Below are 19,788 nucleotides of genomic sequence, written 5' to 3' on the forward strand. Positions count from 1 at the left end.
CTTGCCACGCGGTGTCGGTAGTCATACGATTGAGGCCACTTCCGCCCAGGAACACACATGCGCCGTCAATCGCCGCGCTTCCTCCATCGGACAATGGCGTTGAGCGCCGCCGGGGCCATCGTCGCCGGCGCGGTGGCCTGCGGCAGCGATTCTGCCGGGCCGTCGTTTCCCGCCACACCTGCGGTCACGACGGCGTTGGCGACCGGGCAACAGTTCTCATGCGTCCTGACCACGGACGGCAAATCGTACTGCTGGGGTGACAACCTCCGCGGGCAGCTCGGGGATTCGTCGTTCAACCCGGAGCTGGTGCCGACGCCGACGGCCGGCGGACATCAGTTCGTCGCGATCGCGGCGGGATACTTCTCGGTCTGCGCGCTCGATCGAGGCGGCCGAGCTTGGTGTTGGGGCGACGACCCGACGCAGCCAGGGGTCCCGCTCAGCTATCGGACCGTTCCCGCGTCCGTCTCGGCGCCACATCCGTTCAAATCGATCACGGTCGGCGCCAAGTTCGGCTGCGGGCTCGACTCGGGGGGAGCGGCGTACTGCTGGGGGATCAATACCCAAGGGCAGCTCGGTGTCGGCGACACGGTGCGCAGAACAGGCGCGACCGCGGTGAAGACCGGCGTCCGATTCGCCTCGCTGGTCGCCAACTTCTGGAGTGTCTGCGGCCTCACCGCCGACGGCGCCGCCTGGTGCTGGGGCGACAACACGTACGGAGAGCTCGGCACCGGCGACATGGTCCCGTCGAACGTGCCGCGCGCCGCCGCCGGGACGCTCAAGCTTCACAACCTGTCGAGCGGGCCGATCCACGAGTGCGCTCTGACCGATGGCGGTGCGGCACTGTGCTGGGGAAACAACGCGTCCGGACAACTGGGCGAGGGAACCGGCATGCAGCGACTCGCGCCGACGCCGGTCGTCGGAGGGATCATGTTCAGCGCCATTCGCAGCTCCCGAGTGAATTCCATCTATTCGACGACGTGCGGCGTCACGTCATCGGGAGATGTCTACTGCTGGGGTTACGGATCCAAGGGGCAGCTGGCCGGCGCCCCAGCGACCTCCGCGTGCACACCATTCACGGCGGCCGGTGTCGTCAACCCCAATCCGACGACGTTCGTGTGCGACTACACCCCGGAGAAGATCGCCGGCATCTCGAACGTCGTCGCGCTCGACGTTGGACTCGAGCACATCTGCGCAATCGATGCCACGGCGCGACTGCTCTGCTGGGGCGATGGCGCGCACGGCGAGCTCGGAGACGGAAACGGCGTCGCCGAAGCGACACCGGTCCTCGTCAAAGGCGGGCTGCCCGTCCCGCACTGACCTCGGGACGATCGGTCAGCCGGCGAGTGCCTCGGCGCTCTCCGGCTGGTCTTCCGTCGTCGGCGCGTCCCATTCGTTGCCGCACTTGAGGCATTTGCGGAAATCGCCGCGCGTCTTGTTGAACTTCATCTCCGCGCCGACGAAGCCGCACTCGGGACACTTCTCGTTCACGGGCTTGTTCCACGCGACGAAGTCGCAGTCCTCGTTCGCGCACGCGTAGAACGCGGTGCCGCGTTTGCGCGAGCGACGCTCCACGAGCTCACCGCCGTCCTTGGGACAGAACACTCCCGTGGGCAGAGAGCGTGTGCCGCGGCACTTCGGGAACGTGCTGCAGCCGAGGAACTGGCCGCTGCGCCCCGTGCGGATCACCATCGGCGCGCCGCAGACGTGGCACTTGTGCTCCGTCATCACCGGCTTGGCTTTCTCGCCTTTGATCGGCCGTGTGTACTTGCACTTCTTCGGGTGATTCTCGCACGCGAGGAACGGCCCGAAGAAACCACCGCGCGGCTCGAGCTTGCCGCCGCACTCCGGGCAGCGCAGCTCGTGCACCTTCGACAGGTCGTAGGCCTCAGCGATGAGCGATGGCGCGTCCACTTTGTTGAGGCGTGCCGCGAATGGGGAGTAGAAATCCTTCAGCACTTTCTGCCAGCCGAGGTCGCCCTCTTCGACCTTGTCCAGCTCCTGTTCCATCTCCGACGTGAAGTCCACGTTGAAGATGTCCGGGAACTGCTTGACCATGACTTTCTCGACGCTCTCGCCCAGCTCCGTCGGGAAGAACCGGCGCTGGTTGAGCTCCACGTATCGCCGGTCGGCGAGCACGGAGATGATCGACGCGTACGTCGACGGGCGGCCGATGCCGAGCCGCTCGAGCTCCTTGACGAGGCTCGCCTCGGAGAATCGCGGCGGCGGCTCCGTGAAGTGCTGGCTCGGCGTGATCGACTTGCACGGCACGCGCTCGCCGACTTCGACGACCGGGAGCGCCTGCTCGTCCTCGAGCGTCCGGTGCTCCCCGTCTTCGCGTCCCTCACGGTACAGAACGAGGAAGCCGTTGAACTTCACGATCGAGCCGGTGGCGCGGAACAGGTAGCCGCGGCGGCCGATGTCCGGCTGCGTCGGCGACAGGATGTCGAAGTCGACGGTCGTCGTGTCGAACACCGCCGGGGCCATCTGCGACGCCATGAAACGCTGCCAGATCAGGTTGTAGAGCTTGAACTGGTCGGGCGTCAGATATCGCTTCACCGCGTCGGGCCGGCGCGTCGGATCGGTCGGACGAATCGCTTCGTGGGCGTCCTGCGTGTTCTTCGATTTCGAGTCACCGTAGAGGCGCGGGGCGTCCGGCGCGTACTCCTGGCCGAACATCGTCCGCATGTAGTCGCGCGCCGCAAGCGCCGCGCTCTCCGCCACGCGCGTCGAATCCGTTCGCATGTACGTGACGAGACCGACGCCGCCTTCGTCGCCGATTTCAATACCCTCGTAGAGATCCTGCGCGACGCGCATCGTCCGCTTCGAGCCCATCGACAGCTTCTTCGCCGCTTCCTGCTGCAGCGTCGACGTCGTGAACGGGGCCGAAGGATTCTTGCGGCGTTCGCGCCGTTTGACCTCTGTGACGTCGAACGTCTTGCGGCCGCTCAAGTCGGTGAGAATGCGCTGCGCTTCCGCCTCGTTGGGAATCTCCGCCTTCTTGCCGTCGATGTGGTGCAGCTTGGCGGTGAACTCCTGGCCTTCCTTGGCGAGCAACGCTTCGATCGTCCAATACTCGACCGGCGTAAACGCGCGAATCTCGCGCTCGCGCTCGACAATCAGTCGCAGCGCGACGGTTTGGACGCGGCCAGCCGAGAGTCCTTTCTTGACGGTCTTCCAGAGCACCGGGCTCGCCTTGTAGCCCACGAGCCGGTCGAGCACGCGGCGGGCCTGCTGGGCCTCGACTTTCTTGGCGTCGATCTTTCCGGCGTTCTCGATCGCCCGCCGGACCGCGTCCTTCGTGATCTCGTGAAAGAGGACGCGCCTGATCGGCACGGCCGCGTCGCCCCGCTTCGGTTTGATCTGCGTCGCCACGTGCGCGGCGATCGCCTCGCCTTCGCGGTCCGGGTCGGTCGCGATCAACACCTCGCGGCTTTCCTTCGCCGCGCTCTTGATCTCCGCGATCGTTTTTTCCTTGCCGGGAATCGGCACCAGCTCGGGCATGAAGCCCTTCTCGACGTCGATGCCGAGCTTCTTCTCGGGCAGGTCCATGATGTGGCCGACCGTCGCCCGAACGCGGTAGCCGCGTCCAAGATACTTGCCGATCGTCTTGGCCTTCGTCGGCGACTCGACGATCACGAGCGAGCTGCCGCCCGCCGCAGCCGGTCCCTCGAAGTACTCGACGACCGCTTTCCCGCGCCGCGCGGCCGCCTTCGTGGTCGCCTTACGCTTGGCGGCACGCTTCGCGGAAGGGCGGCTCCCCGCCGCCCCGTTTGATGTCGATTTCACTCCTGGCGCACGCTTTCTCGTTGCCATCTCGAATCTGTTCAGTGGACCGTCTGGTTTTGATCGCCGTCACCGCGCGACAGGTATCCGGCCCCCTCCATGAGGGAGCGAAGATCATCGAGCGCGATCCGTCCGTCGATCTGCACGAGTGCCCGTTCTATGATGTGCTCCAACTCGGCCGCATTCAGCGCGCCCGAGCCGCTCAGCGCCAACAGATGTCCCCACGCCTCGGGAGCGAAACGCCCCCGCTCGTGGGGTCCCAGCACGCGAAAACTCATCGAAATCGTTGCCCCGCTATCTCACCAGCCGAGACCCTCGCGGCCGCAGCCGGCGCGCAGTCCCGAAAGCACGAAGGGGAGGACACGCGATGCCCAAGCACCGCTCCCCGCCCCCATGGAATCCATCAATCCTTCGTTCACCCAACCTCAGGGACCGACGATCAGCCCTGCTGTCGCGGTAACGTAGAATCACCTATACGATGAGGCAAGTTCTGCCACTTGCTCTATAACCCTTTGCAGGCCATGTAGTTCCGTGTCTACCGTCTCGTCGGCCGCCTCATAGGCGGCCTTTCGCTCCCGGTATAGACGCTCGAGCTCGACAAGCGGCTCAGGCCTGGAAAGGAGTGGTCTGAGCGACCGATTAGGCCCTAAACGAGCCAGTGCTGTCGCAGGACGTACTCTAAGGTATATGAGTCGTCCAGGGGGGCACAGCAGCGAAACGACCCCAGCATCACCAATCCAGCCTCCGCCCGGGGCCAAAATCATGTTCCCGACCAGCCGGAGCTCCTCAGTCAGCTCGCGTTCCTTTCGGCGAAAATAGCCCTCGCCCTCCTCGGCGAAGATCTGGCCGACGGAGCGTCCCTCTCGACGCTCGAGCTCCACGTCGAGGTCGAGAAACGGCCTTCCCAAACGCTCGGCGACCGCTGACCCGATCGTGGATTTTCCCGCGCCGGGAAGTCCGACGAGGATCACGTGCGGCTTGGACGGATCAGCTTCCGATGCGATCGGCGACGTGCGAAAGGTAGGCGTCATGGTTGCGCCGCGTCTCTCCGAGCGAATCACCGCCGAACTTCTCCAGGAACGCATCAGCGATCACGAACGCCAACATTGCTTCCGCGATCACTCCCATCGCTGGAACGGCCGTCACATCGCTTCGCTCGGCGACGGCGGACGCCGACTCTCCGCTCGCGACGTCCACGGTCGCCAGTGGGCGCATCAGGGTGCTGATCGGTTTCATCGCGACGCGGACGACCAACGGCTCGCCGGTCGTCATCCCGCCCTCGAGCCCGCCGGCGCGGTTGGTTCGACGCCTGACGTTGCCGGTGCGAGTGCGCCCCGGCGCGGGCTCGATCTCGTCGTGGACCTCGGCGCCGGTGACGCGCGACGCCTGAAAGCCCATGCCGATCTCCACGCCCTTCACCGCGGGAATGGACATGATCGCCGCGCCGATGCGGCCGTCGAGCTTGCGGTCCCACGACACGTGCGAGCCGAGTCCCACGGGAACGCCGTCGGCCACGACCTCGCAGATGCCGCCGAGCGTGTTACCGGCGCGCTTGATCTCGTCGATCCTCTCGATCATCCGCCTCTCGGCGTCGGCGTCGAGCGTTCGCAATGGCGATTCGTCGGCGACGGCGTTGATGTCGCCCGGCATCTCCGCGGGGCGATTCGCATCGATGCCGCCGAGATGCGCGACGTGGCTGCCGATGCAAATGCCGAACTCGCGCAGGAATCGTTTGCAGATCGCCGCGGCGGCAACACGAGCCGTCGTTTCGCGCGCCGACGCGCGCTCGAGGATGTCTCTCGCGTCGTCGCGGTCGTACTTGAGGAGTCCCGTGAGATCGGCATGGCCCGGCCGCACGCGCGTCACGGCGCGTTTGCGGGGGACGCCCGGCTCGGCGTCGGGCGCGGGACTCATGATCTCTTCCCAGTTCTTCCAGTCACGATTGCGAATCAGCATGGCGATTGGCGAACCGATCGTCTCGCCCGCGCGGACGCCGGAGAGAAACTCGACGGCGTCCTTCTCGATCTGCATTCTGCGCCCGCGACCGTAGCCCTGCTGGCGGCGCGCGAGCTCGGTGTCGACGTCCCCCGAAAGCAGAGGCAGGCCCGCCGGCATTCCTTCCAGAATGCTCACGAGGGCCTGCCCATGCGATTCACCCGCGGTCGTAAAGCGTAGGGTCATGCCGTGAATCTTAGCGCCCTACCTTCCTCCCGCGTGGCCGCGCGGAGCGCGGCCACTCAATTTTTCCTTACGGACCCGGCTTGATGTCGGCGGTCGTCAAGTCGACCACCACGAGACCTTGCTGGCTGATCGCGAAGACCTTGAGAATCACGTCCGGCGGATCGCCCGGCATCGGCAGCGAGACGCGGAGCGGCCCATAGATCGAGTTCTTCAGCTGTAGCCGCGCGCGACGGATGTAGTAGGCGATGTCCACCACTTCGATGTTGCCGCTCGCCGAGCCGATGAACGCCAGCCGCTGATCCTGGGGCGTGAGCACGCCGTTCGCGCCTGGATGGAACGCGATGCCGGCGCCGTCATCGAACGAGTCATACTTGCCTTGCAGTCTGAGGTGGAACGGGTTGCTGACCATCGCGAAGTACGACTGCAGACCGTGCGACGCGACCGTGAGGCCGGTCTTGTCGAGCGCGATGCCGAAGTTCTGCTCGGACGCGTTGTCCGTGAGATCCGAAATCGTGACCTCCGGCGAGAAGAAGTTGGGCACCAGGCCGGCGCTGTCCGCCACCATCACGACGCGTCCCGCGCCCCCCGTATGGCCTTCACCGAATGCGATCCACTGCTTGTTGCCCGAGGCCGCGACGAAGTTCGTGTCCTGGAGCGCGAGCGAGCCCACGTCGAGATGCGAAATCAACTCGGCGTCGCTGCCGCCGGCGACGGCCGCCGCCACGGCGAGCACCGGGTCGGCGTTCTGGACGGCGATCGAGCCCGCCAATTGGCCATACGGATGGTCCCAGACGGTCAGCTTGTCGGACGCCGTGTCGTTCGGCAGCGCCTGCAGAATGGCGATGGAGTCCACGTTCATGAGCACATACTGCTCGACGGTCGATTCCGGCGTCTTGCCATACTGCCAGATTTGGCGCGGATCGGGAACCGGGAGCGACGGATCCAGCCAGCGGAGCGTTCCCGCGGGGTTCGTTGGCGTCGGACGCGTCGAGTAGTAGATGCGCCCGGTCTTGGCCTGCGCGATGTACTGCGGGCGGTCCGAGTAGCTGATTGGACCATTCGCGGTCAGGCGAATCTTGCCGGTCAGCGCGTCGCGCGTGACGCTGATGTTGTACAGGTATGTGTTGCGCGTGAGGATGCGGTGCGCGAGGTCCTCGCGCATGTTGGACGCCACCGTCGAACCGATGTACACGCGGCTGATGTTCGTTCCGCCGGAGTTCGCGACGAGCAGCGTGTCCGGATTGTTCGATATCACCATGCCCCACGGCAGCGAACCGACGGCGATTGGCGCGGACGAGAAGCCCTTGCCGGTCGCCGAGGTCTGCCAGACGTTGAGCTGGTTGAAGTTCGTGTTCGACAAGAAGACGTTGCCCCGGGCGGCGTCGACCGTGATGTCGCCGATCGTGCCCTGCTGAGGCAGCGCGTACGTGTGGCCGTAGACGAGCAACGTCGTGTCCATCAGCGCGGTAGCGATGTTGCCCTCGGCCGACGCGCGGCTGACCGGTACGGCGTAGCCGACACGCCCCGCCTGATCGACCGCGAACGACGTGATGCCGAGGCGCTGGCCCTGCAGCGAGCGCGGCAGGTTGAGCGCGACGCTACCCTTCGCGTTCGCGTTGAACGGCGCCGACAGCGTGAGCGAATCCGTCTGCAACGTGTTGCCGGCGGAATCGCGCACGATGACGCCGAGCAGCGTGATGGCGTCGCCCGTGGCATTCACCGTCACCGAGTCGCTGGCCTCGATCTTCGCCGGCACGACCTGCGTGACGCGCGGCTGCGCGCTGTTCGCCGAGCGAACGAACGCGACCACCGGCGGTCCGGAGCCCGGCTGTCGGTTGCCGTCGAGCGACGTCGCGGAGACCGTGATCCTGCCGCGGATCGGAGCGTTGGACGGAATGCGCGCCGTCGACGAGAACGTGACGTCGCGCGGATTGTTCGAGAAGACTTGCGAGATCGTCGTGTCGAGCTTCGTCGGCCAGTTCGATTCGCCCTGCACGCGAATGTCGATGCGTCCGACGCCGTTGCCGCTCTGCGCGCGGGCCGAGACGCTGAGGCCGACGCCGGCCGGAATACTGTCGCCGTTGTTCGGCGCGACGATCGTAACGTTGGGACCGGCGACGATGAACACGGAGCGCATGGCCGTATCGGCCGCGCCCGCGGCGTCGGTCGCGCCGATGACGACGACGAGGCTATCGACGGTCGTATCGGCGGGGTTCGACTGCTTGAGGTAGCGGCGGACCGTCGTGTCCTTCAATCCGGTGCGGAACGCACCACCGTTCGGAACCGTGAGCAACCCGTAGCGCGACGTCAGCGTGAACGTGCCGAGGTCGACGCTGCCTTTCGCCGTGAAGCCCTGCATCGAGGCGGACTTCAGCCCCTTTTCGCTGTGTAGGTGGACGCGCACGAAGACCGAGTCGCCGACGTTGATCAACGTTCCAACCGTCGGAGAGTCGATCGTGATCGAAGGCCCGTTACCGCTGCTGCTCGAGCCGGACGAATTCGTACCCGTACCGTTGCCGTTCGGCGCTACGCTGACGCCGGCTCCGGGAGCCGTCGTGTCGCAGCTCGCGACGATGACTACACCTGCGGCGAGCCCGGCCAGCCGGGCCAAAGTTGCTCTGTTCATTTCAGGAGAGTCCCCGGGCTCGGCTAGTGGCGGCTCGAGTCGGGCGACTGCCCGTCATCGATGATGTGGGGCGTGATGAGGATGAGCAGATCACGCTTCGTTTCCGACCGGTTGGTCACGCCGAAGAGGCGGCCGATGATCGGCAGATCGACGAGGACGGGAAGGCCGGTCTTGCTGACGCTCACACTGGTCTGCGTGAGGCCGCCCATGACCGTCGTCTCACCGTCGGCGACGAGCACTTCGTTGTCGACACTCTGTTTCGGGAACACCGCGCCGACGTCGTTGGACTGGAACTGCACGTCCGAGTTCTCGACGTGAACGCGCATCTGGATCTGGTGGTTCGCCGTGATCTGGGGGGTCACCGTGAGAATCACGCCGGTCTGCCGGAACTGGACCGTGGCGCGAGGGAAGTTGCCCGTCTGGTTGCCCCCGGCGGCGACGTCGATGACGCGGATCGGAACCTCCGTACCGGCTGTGAGGTTCGCCGTGCGGTTGTTGAGGACCGTCGCGCTCGGCTCGGCCTGCACGTCGAGGAGTGTGTTCGACTGCAGCGCCTCGAGGAAGGTCGTGAAGTTGTAGTTGCCCATCGCCGTCGAATAGACGAGCTGCAGCGCGGCGCTCGGGATGCGGGCGGTCGCGTTCGCGATCGCCGACACGGTGTTGCCGCCGAGCAGGATCTGGCCCGGGTCGATGCGCGGCTTGCCGGTCGAGTCGAGGCGCGGCACGATGTCGTTGAAGAACTGCTGCTGCGTGCCGAGGTCGTAACGAAGGCCCAGGCCCTCGAGCGTCGTGCGGTCGACGAGAATGATCTTCGCCTTGATGTTCACCTGCGGCTGGCGCAGGTCGAGGCTGCGGGCGTACTCCTCGAGATCCGGGAGCGCGCTCGGAATGTCGGTGATCGTGATGCTGTTGGTGATCGTGTCGCCGGTGACCGTGCCGCGCACCGGGCAGGTGAAGCTCATGACGACGCCGACCTGCGGCGCCGGCGCGGCTTCAGCCGGATTCGCGCCCGGCTTGGCGAGCGGCGCGGCCGCCTGCGTGCCGTCGGGAATGATCGGGCACGCGCGGGTCAACCGCTCGGCGACCATCGGCGCGACCGCACGGGCCCGCGCGTAGTTGAGGCGGATCGTACGGTTGCGGAGCGGGATCGTCGCGGCGCGCGCGGCGATGTTCTGATAGGTGTCGATGACGATGACGCCGTCAGGATTGATCGAGACGTCGTAGCCGTTGGCGTTCATGACTTCCTTGAGCGCCACGTCCCACGGAAGGTTCGTGATGTTCGCGGTGACGAAACCGGTGACGTTCTTGGCGGGAAGAATCGTGCGCCCCGTGAACGAGGCGAACACGCCGATGACATCGCTGATCGGCGCGTTTTCCCAATTGACGTTGATGCGCGGTTCCTGCGACTGCTGCGGCTTCGCCGTCGATCCGGTGTTGTTGTCCGCCTGGCGGAACGCGAGGCGGGCCGACGGAGTCTCGGGGTGCATCGGCGACACGTTGTGCTCGGTCGCGAGCAGCGATTCCGGTCGCGCCGGCAGCGTGACCGGCTCGGCCGCGACGACTTGCGGCCTCGGAGCAGAAATCATTTCGGGCTGCGGCTTCGCGACGGGCGCCATCGCGGGCTGCGCTTTCGGCGCCGGCGCCATCGCGACCGGAACCGGAGCGACATCGCTGACCGTCGCCTCGTGGCGCACCTTTGCCGCGCCCTGACCGATGGACCACGGATCGAACTTGCCCCGCGCGCCGTCGACGCTCACGCGCACCTCGCCGTCCTTCTGCACGACGTTGTAGGTGTGCGGCGCGTCGAGCGTGAGCACGACGCGGACCGTCGACTTCGTGAATTGCGAGTAGCGGACGCGCGTGATACCGCCGCGCGCGACGCCGTCGTAGGAATCGCCGGCCGGAACGCCGAGCGAGGCGCCGGCCAGGTCGACGACGATCTTGTCCGGCTTCGACATCGTGAAGTGCTTCAGGGAGATCGCACCGTCGACGCGAATGACGACGTCAGCGCGCGCGCCTCCGGCGGAGGTCGCCGCGTCGGGAACCACGCTCAGCGCGGTCACCTTCGCATCGTTGGGTGGGAGCGACGTGCCCCGCAGAGTCGACGAGGCGACGGCGTTGCCGCCTACCACGCCGGCCGCGACGAACATCGCCGTAGCCAGAGTCCGGTGCGAAATCATTTGGCCCTCATTCTGGTGGAATCGCCGAGGAACAGAGAATCCTGGCGAGACGTGCCGAATTCATCGATCGTGAAAATCACGGCCTTCATGCGAATGGCTGCGACGCGCATGCGGCCGAGGGTGGAACCGACGAACACGCGGTACTGGACGTTGTTCGCCGAAACGTCGCGGAGGGTAGCGACCGAGCGCTTACCGGCGCGGTCGAACAGGATGCCGGTGAGGCGCAGATCGCCGATCGTCGGGCGCAGCTCGCTCGTCGCGAGCAGCGAGTAGAACGGATCGCGGCGGCCGTCGCGGCTGTACGCGTATTCCTCGCGCATGATCGTGGACGGCAGGGCCGCGGTGTCGGACTTGGTGCCGACGGCCAGTCCCGCCTTTTTGCCCAGCGACTTCACGGTGTCGCGGCGAACCTCGCCGTTCGACACGGTGGAGACCACGGCCGTCGGACGCGAAGGTCCATCCGGCCGCTGCTCCGCCTCGATGTGTGCGGTCGTCGCGTCGGCGGCCCTGTGCGCCGCGGCCTTCGCGGCGGTACCAGGCATCGACTGCGCGTTCGACGCCGACGCGAAGCCGGCGGCGATCACGGACGCAACGAGAAATGACGGGAGACGTATCATGGCATACCTGCCTTGCCAGCGGGCGCGGTGGGAAGCGGGCGCGCGACGTACGTTTGAATTCCGAAGTGCACGTCCAGGAACTGCTCGTTCTTCTTCGGCCGGCGGTCCGGGTTGTTGCGGTTCGACGGCTTCAAGTCGACGTTGATCGGCGCCACGATGCGGGGCAGCGAGCCGATGTTCGCGATGAATTCGGCGACCTGATGGTACGAGCCGGTCACCGCGAGCTTGTATTTGTAAGTATCGAACTGATCGCCGTTCACTACACCGTCGGGCTGCACGTCGGAGAACTCGAGACCGGCGCGGCGCGCCGCCGACGAGATCGACTCGAGCAACGCGGGCACTTCGTTCTCCGTCGGCACGAGCCGGCGCAGGACGTTGAGCTGGCGGCCGTACTCGTCGGCCTCGCGTCGCATCTTGGCCGCATTGCCCTTCGCGGCCTCGAGCTTCACGATGCGGTTCAACGAGTCGAGCGTGTCGAGCCGGGCGGCCAGCAGCGTGTTCTCGGCGTTTTGCGGCGTCCACACCAGTTGCTGGTAGACGGCGGCGAGGCCGACCACCACGATGGCGACAGCCAACAGGTTGCGGCTACGCGGATTCTCGGGAATGATTGGCATTGGCTACCTCACCGACAGGGCGAGCGGCACACGGCGGATCGCGGTCGAGTCAGGCCGGTTGTAGCCGATCGTCAGCTGGAACTGCGTGACTTCCTTGTTCATCTCGAGCGCGAGCTCGGACCGGTCGAGTTGGACGTTCGTCAGGAACGGCGACGCTTCGAGGTCCTTCATGAAGCGCGTCAACGCCTGGATGTCCACCGTGTGTCCAGACACGCGCACCCCGATCGGGTCGCGCGGAATGTCCGTCTCGAGACGCTTGGGCATCTTGCCGGCGCTCTTCTTTTTCGCCGCCGCGGACGTGTCGACCTTCGTCGTGGGCGACGCCACGACGTTGACCGATCCCTGCGGCGTGCCGGTGAACGAGACGGTGGTGAGCCACGTGTACTGCGGCAGCGCGCGGCTCACTTCGTCCATCACGTGCGCCCAGACGAAGCGGTCTTCGTCGAGGCTCCTGATGATGTTCACCTGGCGGAGCAACGTGTCGCGCACCGCCTCGGCGTGCCACCGGTCCTTGAGCATGTTGGCATACTTCGTCGAGTCGCTGACCGCCTGATCGCGGTGCGCCTCGAGCTCGGCCGTGCGCTGCGACTGCGTGAAGTACAGGTAGCCGACGGCGCCCAAGCTGAGCACCACGGCCAACCCGGCTCCGATGAGGAACCGGTCTCTGAACATTCCCGCGAAGTTGGAGCGGAACGCCGACAAGTCGACGCTCTGCCGACTCGTCGTCTTCTTGTTCGCGCCCGGGAGCAGATTGATGTGAATCATGCGACCTTCCGTAGCGCCAGCCCGATGGGCATCATGAGCAACGGCGCGATCTCGTCAGTCACCAAATCCTCGAGCGCACCGTCGCGAACCTTGAGGTTGGCGAGGGGGTTGGCCTGCCGAACGGTGATGTGCAGCCGATTGGCGAGCGTGTCGTTGAGCCCCGGAATGCGAGCCCCGCCGCCGCACGTGTAGATCGCGCGCATGTTGCCGGCGCGAGAGTTCTGAGCGAGGAACGCGGCCGCGCGCTCGATGCCGACGGCGATCTCTTCGCCGCGGCCGGCGAGCACCGCGTCGAGATGCGACGACCGGTCGTATCCCTGGAGCAGCGCCTGCGCCTCCTCGACGCCGAGCCCGCGCTCGCGCTGTAGATCCTCGCGAATGCGGCGGGTGCCGACCGCGAGGTCGCGCGTGAGCAGCGGCACGCCCTCGTCGAGAATGTTGATGTTCGTGACATCGTGGCCGATGTTGACCAGGCCCACGACACCGGTCATCGCGTCGGGATGGTTCATCTCGAACGCGTTGTGAAGCGCGAAGGCCTCGACGTCCATCATCGCGGGCTCGAGGCCGGCGTCGGCGAGGATGCGGGCCTTCGATTCGATCAGCTCGCGCTTGGCCGCGACGAGCAACACGCTCATCTCGAGGCCGTCGGCGTCCGGATCCAGGATCTGGAAGTCCAGCTCCACCGACTCCATGTCGAACGGCACGTGCTGTTCGGCTTCCCAACGCATCAGCTCGCGCGCCTGCTTCTCTTTCACGCGCTCGATTTGGATTTTCTTGATGATCACGTCGCGCCCGCCGACCGCGGTCACGACCGCGGTCGACTTGACACCGGCGCTGGCCAGGGCCGACCGCACGGCCTCGGCGACGATGCCGGGGTCCATGACCTCGCCCTCGACGATCGCGTCGGCGAGGAGCGGCGTCACCGTCACGCGCACGAGCTCGGGCTCGCGCTTCGAGTGATCGACGACGGCGACCTTCACGAGTCCCGATCCGATGTCGAGACCCACGGTTTGTTTCTTTCGACCCAGGAGAGCCATGAGTAGACGTGAATCAGTGGACTCAGTTCAGCGGTACGCCCGGTTGTCCACGGTTATCCGGAGCGCGGCCGTTATCGGCCACAGCAGTACCGTCCCACCGAACACGACCCACCTGTATTGAGGTAACAGTCGGCGGTGGAAGTGATGACTGTCACACGATTTATGGCACTTTTTAATAGAGTTCTGACCATGCGCGATCTCGCACTTTTCGCGGCGTCGCGGAAGCGCGTAAAACCGTCGCCGCGACGCACGGAGCGAAGCGCAACGACGATGCGGCGAGATCGATCGCGCGCCCCGGTCCGCTGTACGCCGACAGCAAGGCGCCGGTGAGGCTCAATCGTCCGCCCGATGTTCGGATCGGGCCCGTCGCGACTACGATTCCCGTCACGGCGAGCGGGCCCGTGATCGTCAGCGCGCCGTCGACGAGCAGAATTCCGTCGAAGGTCCCGCCGGTGATCGTGGTGTCGCCGACTGCGTGGACGACACCCGAGCCCGAGGCGAGTATCGGCCGCTGCCACGATTTTAGTAAATACGAATCCGAGTCGGCCGCGGCGCTTCTCGTTTCCGCCCTGATTCCCGCTCCGGCCACGACGGACGCGCCGGCCGGCGTCACCACGTCGGGGGAACTGGTGCGCGCCGCGCACTCGGCGTCGCCCGACGTGTCCGTGCTGATCGCGACGTCGGTGGCCAGCGAGACGTCGCCGCGAGACTCGATCGCCGCGAGCGGCAACGGGCCGACGTCGGGAAACCGAGCGACCAGGTTGACTCGGCGCTCGCCCGAGTCGAGCCCCGGCAGTGCCGCGTAGGCCACGAACCAGAGCACTCCTCGCGGCAGGCGCGTAACCTCGACCTCCACATGGACTTGCGACGTCTGCGCGACTGCCACGTCAAACCGTCGAGCGACGCCCAGAGAGAGCTTGGCCAGTTGAAGTGCCGACGCGTCGGCAAGAATGGACGACGCCGCGTATTCAGCGCTGACGATCGCCATCTCGCCGCTTCGGCCCAGCCGCATCGCGCGCTCCGCGGTGAGCGACGAGGCGACGAGCGCCGCGATGACGATTCCCGAGACCGTCAGAAACGCGAGCGCCCCGACGAGCGCGACCCCGCGCCGGCGCGGACGGTTCATGGCCGATTTCGCACCGCGACTGAGATCGACGCCGAATCTCCGCGGGGTCCGCTGGTCCACGCGGCGCCGAGGGCGTGGTCGGAAGCTCGCGTCCGTCCACGAAGAACGATCCGGGCTAGAGCCACTTGGTCGCGTCGAACCACGGGCGTCGCCAGCGCCGCGCCGGTCGAATCGACCCAGCGAAAAAGCGGGCCGGCCGCCGGGGATTGGAACGGGCCGGCGAGCGGCTGAATCGCGTTGAACCTGGCAGTCACGTTGTTCCAGTCGCGCGCGCCGAGGTACCAATTGCCGTCCGTCGCCCGGTAGAGGCTGAAGCGGATCGGCCGCGTCACCCGAATCGGCCGGCCGACGGACGTCCACGGTTGCCCGATCGAATCGAGCGTCAACGCTGTGCGCGGCGCAGAGAGCGCTGCCCCTATGAGGCGCGGTCCGCCGGCGCTGCACTGCCCGGGGTGTGTCGAACCAACGGCAAGCACCTTGTGCTCGCGCCACGTCGGAACGGAATCGTCAGGCGAGAAGACCCACGCCGCGTCTCCGGTCTCGATGGTCGCGCTGACGGCGGCGAACGTCGCGGCACCCGCGGCCGCAGGCGCGAGAACGACCGCCTGCCCGAGCGTGTCGCAGACGACGCCGCTCGAGATGGTTTCGCGAACTTCGATCGATGTGTCAGTGGCCTCGCGCAGGTCGCCTGAGCCCACGGCGGCTGCGCGAAGATCCGTCGGCAACACCGACGCGGCATCGCGAAGCTGCCCGGTGAGCGCGGCGTCGGCAACCAGCGCGAGAAAAAACCGCTGCTGCCGGAGGGCCGCGACGGCCAGCACCGACAGGACGACGCCCGCCACGGTGACGGCAACCATCAGCTCCACGAGCGTCAGACCCGGGCGCGCGCCGGCATTGCGCGGAGTCAGCACGGCGATCGAGTCCGCAGCACGAAGGTGTGCCGCGCCGAAACGCCGAACACCATGCTGTCGCTGATCTCACGCGTGGTCGCGTCGACGCTCGACGACCAGAACTCGGCGGAGCTGGGGATCAGGGTCGAGCCAGCTGCCGCGACGCACGGCGACGCAATGATTTGCTCGACGCGCGCGGTCGCGGCGTCGACCGCCGCCGAACGAGCGCGCATCTCATTTCGGTTTCGGACGACGACCGCGTGCGTGTGGAGGACCGCGAGGATCGCGACGTCTACGAGCAGAATCGCGACGACGAGCTCGAGCAGCGTAAACCCGAGCTCGTGGCGCGCGCGGCGCGCGCGGCCGGAAGGTGAGCACATGGCGCACACCGTACGCCTTTCCTCTGCGCGGACCACCACCGCCCCAATGCCGGCTGCATCGAACGAACGCGCGCGCGCGCAGGGGGGCCGCGGTGCGACGGCCGCGCGACGACCCGACGCCGGCTACTTCTTCCTGACGTCTACCTCGGCGTTGCTGATGCCCGATCCGTTCAGGTGCCCGAAGATCTTCGCCTCCGCCTGCGACATCGTGCCGTCGTACTTCACGTCGTCGAAGCCTGGGAACGAGAGCGTGAGGTGAAGGGTCGGGTAGACGAACGTGCCCGCGAGGGTTCCCTGGTTGGCGCCCGCGACGTTCGCGATGAGCGCGGAACCGGTGACGATGGTGTCCGACTGCACCATCACGAGCGAGAGAGAGAAGCCGTTGTCCTGCCCCGCCCATGACCCGTCGACCGTTTGCACCGGCGCGAGAGGCGAGTCGCCGCACGCCACGAGCACGGCCGCGGCGGCGAAGAGGAAGAGTTTACGCATACCCTAAAACAACAACCCGGTGGCGCTTTCGCGCCACCGGGTTGCCTCCCCACGCTCATCCGAGAGCGTTTATAGCGGAGAGCCTTACTGGCAGGCCGGCTCGCCTTCGGACGCGCCCGTCACAACCGGGTTCGTCGTGTTGATGCCGACGCCGCACTTGAACGGGCTCGCGATCTGCGAGTGGGTCACCGTCGCGTACCAGTTGCCCGTGCCCGCCGTGATCGACGGCTGCGAGACCTGGTTCGTGCTCTGGAACTTCAGGTTGGCCACCGTCGCGGTGTACTGCGAGCTGTCGGCGAAGTACGCCTCCTCAGCCGTCACGAGGTTACGAAGGTCAGACTTCATCGCCGTGATGTACGCCTTCTGCTTCGTGTTCGCGAACTTCGGAATCGCGATCGCGGCAAGAATGCCGATGATGACCACGACGATCAGAAGTTCGATGAGGGTAAAGCCCTTGCGCATTTTGAGCATGTCGATGGTTCCCAGAAGGAGGTGAGGGGAAGCGTCCTGCTACAACCCGGCGGGCATTATGGCAACGTGCGGACCCAACCCCTCTGCCAACGGCAAGTCATTTCAGGACAACGCCTTGCCAGGAACCTACGGTGTTTGGTCCCCCGCTTTGCCTGCTGCCTTTTGCACGGTATCTGGCAGTTTGCTAGGCGGTGCCACCAACTCCGTCACCGGCGCATTCCCGGTGGGATCCTGTTTACGCTCCCATGCCATCGCGGCCACGTCGTACGTGATGATCTGGTGCAACAAAGAAACCAGGCCGCCCGCGCGGATCGCATCGAGCGCCATCTCCTTCGACTCCCCGTATCGCCCCTGATTCATCAGGCACCAGGCATATTCCGTCCGTCCGTTCACGTTTGGCTCGATCTCTCGCGACCAGCGGTATAACGGAAGTGCGGCAGCGCACATGCCGTTTTCGCGGTAGGCCTCCGCCAGATTGAACGCCATGTACGGATCGTACGGGAACAAACGCATCCCTTGCCTGAGCTCCGATTCACCGAGTCGTTTCCGTTCGTGATGCACGTCCCATGTGCCGAGCAGGAAATACGCGCGGTACGAACGCGGCGAATCGACGACCGACTGACGGAAGAGCGTTTCGTTGTCGTGCCAAACGCGCGTGCGGCTCCAACTTCGTTTTCCGCCGAGCGCGAGAAGAGCCGCGCAGGTCACGGGCGCGGCGAACGTCCACACGCGCTCGCGCGACTCCGACGCCGACAACTGCTCTCGCGCCGCTACCGCGAGCGCGCCGACGAAGAACATCGCTCCGGCGCTCGCGAGGAACATCGTACGCTCGGCGACGACGATTCCCGCCGGCAACAGGAAATTGCTCGACGGCAGAAGCGCGAGGCAGACGAACGCGATGCCGAACGACATCACGGGCTGGCGTCGCCGCAGCAGAAGCGCGGCGGCAATGATTGCGATCAAGAGGAGAAGGCCCGGCAGCTGGACGAGGCTCGGCCCCTGCGCGATGTCGACGTCGGGCGGGCCGTAGTCCGCCGAGAGGCGAGCGGGCCAGAAGAAGAGTCGCAACCATTCAGGAACCACGCCCACGGCGGTCAGGACGCGTTGCGTCGGCGTGATGTGAAGGACGGAAAACGGCGTGAAGGGTGCGAAGCCGCCCAGCGAGTGGTCGGCGAGAACGATCCCGCGCGCGGCGAGGAACCCGAGAGCGACGGCGGCCATGCCGAGATAGAATGGCCGCATCCGCCGCGCGCGATCGAGCAAAATCGACGAGTCGGGAACGATGGTGAGCTCCGCGGCGACGAGGATCGCAGGCAGCACGATCCCGTGCTCCTTGGCGAAGCACGCGACGCCGTACAGCGCGAGGATCCAGAGCGCGGTCGACGTTCGCAGCGGCCCTTGCATGCGATCGCGCACGTAGAGCACCGTGGCGCCGAGAATCGCGACCGCGACCCAGAGCTCCGACTGGCCGACGACGTTGGCGACGGCCTCGACGTGCACCGGGTGGACGGCGAAGAGCGCCGCGCAGAGCCACGCGGCCCAAAGCGGGAGCAGGCGTCGAGCGATCGAGAACACGAGCCACGCGGCGAGCGCGTACAGCGCGATGTTCGTCGCGTGAAAGACCATCGGATTCAGATGTCCGACCGCCGCCTCGAGGCGAAAGGCCAGAATCGTGAGCGGACGATAACCGTCGCCGCCCGCGGACTTGGGCCAATACGACAGACGGAACACGTGCCACCAGCCGTGCAAATACTTCATCAGCGGATTCTGCTCGACGACGTACACGTCGTCGTAGGTGAACCCGTTGAAGATTCCGATCGCCGACGACGCGATCGCGAGCAGCGCGACGGACGGCGCCGCGGCGCGGCGAACGAGTCCTCTCATGAGAGGAGATTGAACTTGGTGATGTGCCAGAAGGCGGCGATGCCGTCCTTCCATCCGATCTTCTTGCCTTCGGCGTACGTGCGGCCCGAGTAGCTGATCGGCACTTCGAAGATTCGCGCGTCGGCGCGGGCGAGGCGCGCCGTGATCTCGGGCTCGAAGCCGAACCGGTTCGCGCGGAGCTGCGGGGCGATCGAGCGCGCGAGGTCGCCGCGCATCGCCTTGTAGCAGGTCTCCATGTCGGTGAGGTTCAGATTCGTCAGCATGTTGCTGTACGTCGTGAGCCAGCGATTGCCGACCGAGTGCCAGTAATACAGCACGCGGTGCGGCCCGCCGAGGAAGCGTGAGCCGAAACAGGCGTCGGCGCGGCCGTCGATGATTGGATCGAGGAGCGTGGGCCAGTCGGCTGGGTCGTACTCGAGATCCGCGTCCTGCACGATGACGATCTCACCCGTGCTCGCCGAGAGCGCCTCGCGAATGGCCGCGCCCTTGCCACGGTTTTCCGGCTGATGAATCAGACGGTCGATACGACCCTGCGCCAACAGGCGGTCGAGGATATCCTCCGTGCCGTCCGTTGAACGGTCGTTGACGCAGATGATCTCCTTGCGCATCGGTGTCGCGTTCACCTGATCCAAAATGAGGTCGATCGTGTCGCGCTCGTTGTACACGGGAACGAGCACCGACAAGGTGACCGCGTCTGGATCGAGCGGCGTGCGCTGTCGCATCCTGGACTTCGGCCCTCCACCTG

The 19,788-nt window shown here is 66.2% G+C and carries 18 protein-coding genes; 1 reads left to right on the forward strand and 17 read right to left on the reverse strand.

The window, feature by feature from the left end; genetic code table 11:
* Positions 1-57 precede the first annotated feature (57 nt).
* Positions 58-1,317, forward strand: a complete 1,260-nt coding sequence (locus VGQ44_06500) for a hypothetical protein (protein HEV8446448.1) — start codon at positions 58-60, stop codon at positions 1,315-1,317.
* Positions 1,318-1,332: 15 nt separating this feature from the next.
* Here VGQ44_06500 and topA read toward each other — a convergent pair whose 3' ends face one another.
* The 17 genes from topA to VGQ44_06585 form a co-directional block, all read right to left on the reverse strand.
* Positions 1,333-3,786 carry a type I DNA topoisomerase gene (gene topA, locus VGQ44_06505; protein HEV8446449.1) on the reverse strand — a complete coding sequence of 818 codons (2,454 nt, stop codon included), beginning with the start codon at positions 3,784-3,786 and terminating at the stop codon, positions 1,333-1,335.
* Positions 3,787-3,824: 38 nt separating this feature from the next.
* Positions 3,825-4,061 carry a DUF494 family protein gene (locus tag VGQ44_06510; GenBank protein HEV8446450.1) on the reverse strand — a complete coding sequence of 79 codons (237 nt, stop codon included), beginning with the start codon at positions 4,059-4,061 and terminating at the stop codon, positions 3,825-3,827.
* 189 nt (positions 4,062-4,250) lie between these two features.
* Positions 4,251-4,754 (reverse strand): shikimate kinase, encoded by a 504-nt coding sequence (locus VGQ44_06515; GenBank protein HEV8446451.1) that lies wholly within the window; start codon positions 4,752-4,754, stop codon positions 4,251-4,253.
* Positions 4,755-4,770: 16 nt separating this feature from the next.
* Positions 4,771-5,964, reverse strand: a complete 1,194-nt coding sequence (aroC, locus tag VGQ44_06520; protein HEV8446452.1) for a chorismate synthase — start codon at positions 5,962-5,964, stop codon at positions 4,771-4,773.
* Between the two features lie 67 nt (positions 5,965-6,031).
* Positions 6,032-8,590, reverse strand: a complete 2,559-nt coding sequence (locus VGQ44_06525; protein HEV8446453.1) for a hypothetical protein — start codon at positions 8,588-8,590, stop codon at positions 6,032-6,034.
* Positions 8,591-8,613: 23 nt separating this feature from the next.
* A complete protein-coding gene (locus tag VGQ44_06530) occupies positions 8,614-10,770 on the reverse strand; it encodes an AMIN domain-containing protein (protein HEV8446454.1) in 2,157 nt (718 codons plus the stop codon).
* Positions 10,767-11,387 carry a hypothetical protein gene (locus tag VGQ44_06535; GenBank protein HEV8446455.1) on the reverse strand — a complete coding sequence of 207 codons (621 nt, stop codon included), beginning with the start codon at positions 11,385-11,387 and terminating at the stop codon, positions 10,767-10,769. Before VGQ44_06535 ends, VGQ44_06530 begins: the two co-directional genes overlap by 4 nt.
* Positions 11,384-12,001 (reverse strand): type 4a pilus biogenesis protein PilO, encoded by a 618-nt coding sequence (gene pilO, locus VGQ44_06540; protein HEV8446456.1) that lies wholly within the window; start codon positions 11,999-12,001, stop codon positions 11,384-11,386. The genes VGQ44_06535 and pilO overlap by 4 nt, the downstream gene beginning before the upstream one ends.
* A 3-nt stretch (positions 12,002-12,004) precedes the next feature.
* On the reverse strand, positions 12,005-12,766 hold the full coding sequence (locus VGQ44_06545; protein HEV8446457.1) for a PilN domain-containing protein: 762 nt from the start codon (positions 12,764-12,766) through the stop codon (positions 12,005-12,007).
* Entirely contained in the window at positions 12,763-13,803 is a 1,041-nt protein-coding gene (gene pilM, locus VGQ44_06550; protein ID HEV8446458.1) for a type IV pilus assembly protein PilM, read from the reverse strand. Before pilM ends, VGQ44_06545 begins: the two co-directional genes overlap by 4 nt.
* A 172-nt stretch (positions 13,804-13,975) precedes the next feature.
* Complete coding sequence (locus VGQ44_06555; protein ID HEV8446459.1) at positions 13,976-14,929, reverse strand: hypothetical protein; 954 nt, start codon at positions 14,927-14,929, stop codon at positions 13,976-13,978.
* Positions 14,926-15,840: a type II secretion system protein gene (locus VGQ44_06560; protein HEV8446460.1), complete on the reverse strand. Its 915-nt coding sequence runs from the start codon at positions 15,838-15,840 to the stop codon at positions 14,926-14,928. Before VGQ44_06560 ends, VGQ44_06555 begins: the two co-directional genes overlap by 4 nt.
* On the reverse strand, positions 15,834-16,199 hold the full coding sequence (locus tag VGQ44_06565) for a hypothetical protein (protein HEV8446461.1): 366 nt from the start codon (positions 16,197-16,199) through the stop codon (positions 15,834-15,836). Before VGQ44_06565 ends, VGQ44_06560 begins: the two co-directional genes overlap by 7 nt.
* 123 nt (positions 16,200-16,322) lie before the next feature.
* Positions 16,323-16,688 (reverse strand): hypothetical protein, encoded by a 366-nt coding sequence (locus VGQ44_06570; protein ID HEV8446462.1) that lies wholly within the window; start codon positions 16,686-16,688, stop codon positions 16,323-16,325.
* Between the two features lie 84 nt (positions 16,689-16,772).
* Positions 16,773-17,159, reverse strand: a complete 387-nt coding sequence (locus tag VGQ44_06575) for a prepilin-type N-terminal cleavage/methylation domain-containing protein (protein HEV8446463.1) — start codon at positions 17,157-17,159, stop codon at positions 16,773-16,775.
* Between the two features lie 126 nt (positions 17,160-17,285).
* Positions 17,286-19,043: a hypothetical protein gene (locus tag VGQ44_06580; protein HEV8446464.1), complete on the reverse strand. Its 1,758-nt coding sequence runs from the start codon at positions 19,041-19,043 to the stop codon at positions 17,286-17,288.
* On the reverse strand, positions 19,040-19,765 hold the full coding sequence (locus VGQ44_06585; protein ID HEV8446465.1) for a glycosyltransferase family 2 protein: 726 nt from the start codon (positions 19,763-19,765) through the stop codon (positions 19,040-19,042). The genes VGQ44_06580 and VGQ44_06585 overlap by 4 nt, the downstream gene beginning before the upstream one ends.
* Positions 19,766-19,788 lie beyond the last annotated feature (23 nt).

This window comes from Gemmatimonadaceae bacterium, from assembly GCA_036003045.1.
In the GTDB taxonomy this organism is placed as follows: Bacteria; Gemmatimonadota; Gemmatimonadetes; order Gemmatimonadales; family Gemmatimonadaceae; genus JAQBQB01.

Bases quoted from the DNA above. Each gene is read 5' to 3' on its own strand.
- VGQ44_06580 (HEV8446464.1), bottom strand. From the start codon at position 19,043: ATGAGAGGACTCGTTCGCCGCGCCGCGGCGCCGTCCGTCGCGCTGCTC.
- VGQ44_06530 (HEV8446454.1), bottom strand. From the start codon at position 10,770: ATGATTTCGCACCGGACTCTGGCTACGGCGATGTTCGTCGCGGCCGGC.
- VGQ44_06510 (HEV8446450.1), bottom strand. From the start codon at position 4,061: ATGAGTTTTCGCGTGCTGGGACCCCACGAGCGGGGGCGTTTCGCTCCC.
- pilO (HEV8446456.1), bottom strand. From the start codon at position 12,001: ATGCCAATCATTCCCGAGAATCCGCGTAGCCGCAACCTGTTGGCTGTC.
- VGQ44_06570 (HEV8446462.1), bottom strand. From the start codon at position 16,688: ATGCGTAAACTCTTCCTCTTCGCCGCCGCGGCCGTGCTCGTGGCGTGC.
- VGQ44_06555 (HEV8446459.1), bottom strand. From the start codon at position 14,929: ATGAACCGTCCGCGCCGGCGCGGGGTCGCGCTCGTCGGGGCGCTCGCG.
- VGQ44_06545 (HEV8446457.1), bottom strand. From the start codon at position 12,766: ATGATTCACATCAATCTGCTCCCGGGCGCGAACAAGAAGACGACGAGT.
- VGQ44_06585 (HEV8446465.1), bottom strand. From the start codon at position 19,765: ATGCGACAGCGCACGCCGCTCGATCCAGACGCGGTCACCTTGTCGGTG.
- VGQ44_06525 (HEV8446453.1), bottom strand. From the start codon at position 8,590: ATGAACAGAGCAACTTTGGCCCGGCTGGCCGGGCTCGCCGCAGGTGTA.
- VGQ44_06565 (HEV8446461.1), bottom strand. From the start codon at position 16,199: ATGTGCTCACCTTCCGGCCGCGCGCGCCGCGCGCGCCACGAGCTCGGG.
- VGQ44_06575 (HEV8446463.1), bottom strand. From the start codon at position 17,159: ATGCTCAAAATGCGCAAGGGCTTTACCCTCATCGAACTTCTGATCGTC.
- VGQ44_06535 (HEV8446455.1), bottom strand. From the start codon at position 11,387: ATGATACGTCTCCCGTCATTTCTCGTTGCGTCCGTGATCGCCGCCGGC.
- VGQ44_06500 (HEV8446448.1), top strand. From the start codon at position 58: ATGCGCCGTCAATCGCCGCGCTTCCTCCATCGGACAATGGCGTTGAGC.
- pilM (HEV8446458.1), bottom strand. From the start codon at position 13,803: ATGGCTCTCCTGGGTCGAAAGAAACAAACCGTGGGTCTCGACATCGGA.
- aroC (HEV8446452.1), bottom strand. From the start codon at position 5,964: ATGACCCTACGCTTTACGACCGCGGGTGAATCGCATGGGCAGGCCCTC.